Consider the following 2,567-nt stretch of genomic DNA (forward strand, 5'->3'; position numbering starts at 1 on the left):
TGCATGTTTCTGCTTGCCTTAGTAGCTCTAAAATAGAAATCCCGGATATGCCAATAAAGAGCTATTGTGTCAGGCAAAACTAAATGTTTCCAGGGAGAACAAAATCAGCCATTGAATAATCTGGTCTATTCCAATGTAAGCTGCAATAAGATTTTCAATGATAACTAGAGAAGAAAATAATGATAAATAGTAGTCAAAATCTAGAGGCGTTTTTTTGACTTCATGCGCCGATAATTTAAAAAACTTTGTCAAAGAACCAAAAACAACTTAGTGCCAATTCCGTACAGAGTTTTGTAAAGGTTTAGTACCGTTTCTTTTGTTATAATAAGATTTTTTGCGTTCTATAAATATTTTGAAATAATTTGAGGTTCGAGTTTTAAAGGTTTATCTGGTTCATTCTTTCCTTAATTTTGTTCTGAGAAACTTTCAGATAGGCATCAATAGGATCACTCTGGTATCTGTTTTGCAGTAAAAACTGATAAATAGTGACTGTTATAAATTATAGAAACTTTTTAAAATATATTTTAAAAAAAAGTTTATACACTATAACATTATTTATAACAGTCATATTTATCAGTTTTTTTACGTATGAAAATTGACAACACGGTGATCTCGTTGATGCTATATGTTTTGAAAAGGACTTACTCCAGAATCCAAGAAAATTAAAGGAAAAGGAATTAGGATTAGATAAACTTAAAAACTCCAATTTATAAATTATTATTTCAAAAATATTTTTACAGGAGATTTGGAAAATTCTATTATGTACAAGAGCTTAGTTTTCAACCTTTTTACAAAAGCTTTTACTAATACCTTTAAATTGGGCTTTTTAAGTTGTTTTGGTTCTTTATTAGGGATTTTTAGGAGCATTATCAGCTTTTTACAGAAGGGTCCAAAAAAAGCTTTATACTAGATTTTTATTCTATTATCATTATTTCTTCTCCTAGTTTTATCATTGGCATCTTATTGCAACTTACATTAGGTCATTATTTAAGATTATTCCCAGTAGCTGATTTTGATACTCCTAAACATTTGGTTTGCCTATTTTAACTCTTTCTTTATTAATATCGGGTTCTATTTTAAAAACTACTAAAACAAGCATGGAAGAATGTTTGTCACAACCATATATCAAAACGGCCTATTCTAAAGGATTGTCTAAAAAAATATTATTTTTAAGCACGCTTTAAAAAATGCTTTAATTCCTGTTGTAGCACACATCGGTTTACTTTCTAAGTTTTTTAATCGGTGGTTCTATTATTACAGAAAATATTTTTTGAAATAAAAGGGATAGGTGTTTTAATAAAAAATGCATTTGATAATAGAAATTATCCTGTTATTCAATGTTGTATTATTTTACTCGCTTTATTTATAGCTATTTGGAATTTATTTCAGACTTAGTGTATGCTTGGTTAGATCCCAAAATTAAACAAAAGGGATAAATATGCAAAAAGGATACAATCATTTATTATGAAAAAACTTTAAACAATTTCTTTTTTTTCCAAAAAAAATTAAAATATTGGGCAAAAAATAAAAAATATTTTATTTGGTTCTTTATTTTAACTATTTTATTTTTAGCTGTTTATTTAATTCCTTTACTCCTTTATATAAAAATCCTGTTGCATCATCTCCATTATAAACGTTTACAAGGAATTAGTTTAAAACATCTCGTAGGACAATTCTACTGGACTATGGTTGTTAATAATGTTAGAGAAGGAACTAAAATCTTTAACTATAAGGTTTTTGTTCTATTATGATGGCTAGTATAATAGGAACGTTATTAGGAATTATTTCAGGTTATTTCAAAAATATTTTTGATAATATCATTAATTTTATATGTGATATTTTAGTAGTTTTCCCGATGTTATTTTTAGCTATTTTAATTATGTTTTTTTGAAAGACAACAAAAAATTATCATTAATAATTGCTCCTAAGTATTTCTAATGCTCTACTTTTATTCAGATCATAAGAGCAAATACCATGAAAATTAGGCAAAGGTTTATCAAAGCTTCTAAAGCTTTAGGATCGAATGAATTTTGTATAATTTTCAAACATGTTTTGCCTCATCTATGGTCTATTATTATCACAAGAATAACAATAGGTATGGCAACAGTTATTTTAACAATATCGGGGTTAAGTTTTGTTGGATTAGGTCTCGATCCTACAATTCCTGAATGGGGCAATATTTTAAATGCTAGTAGAAGTGATATTAGATTCTATCCTCATTTATTTTTTGGACCTTTTATCATTATTTTATTAACTAGTTTTATCTTTTAATTTAATAGGTAAAAGGTTTGATCCAAATTTTTAATCCAAAAGATGCAAATTAGAAAATAAAAATATTTGCAAACTTACACCATTAAAATCAGCAATAAACAAAATAATTTATTAAAAATTAAAGTTTGATTTATACTTAAATCCAAACTATTTTTTTCAACTTTAATAAAAAACAAGCTTTTTTCAAAAATTAACCTCTCATAAACCCATCACAAAAAAACATTTGTTTACAAATAATATAAATAGCTAAGAATCATATATGTCAATTAATTATCAAAAATTAGCAATACCATGTA

General features: G+C 26.1%; 1 protein-coding gene. It reads left to right on the top strand.

The features are described 5' to 3' along the window. The first annotated feature begins 1,974 nt into the window (after positions 1-1,974). Entirely contained in the window at positions 1,975-2,271 is a 297-nt protein-coding gene (locus tag ACEW7V_RS02635) for an ABC transporter permease subunit (protein ID WP_374695351.1), read from the top strand. Positions 2,272-2,567: the final 296 nt, after the last annotated feature.

This window comes from Areca yellow leaf disease phytoplasma (assembly GCF_041920595.1).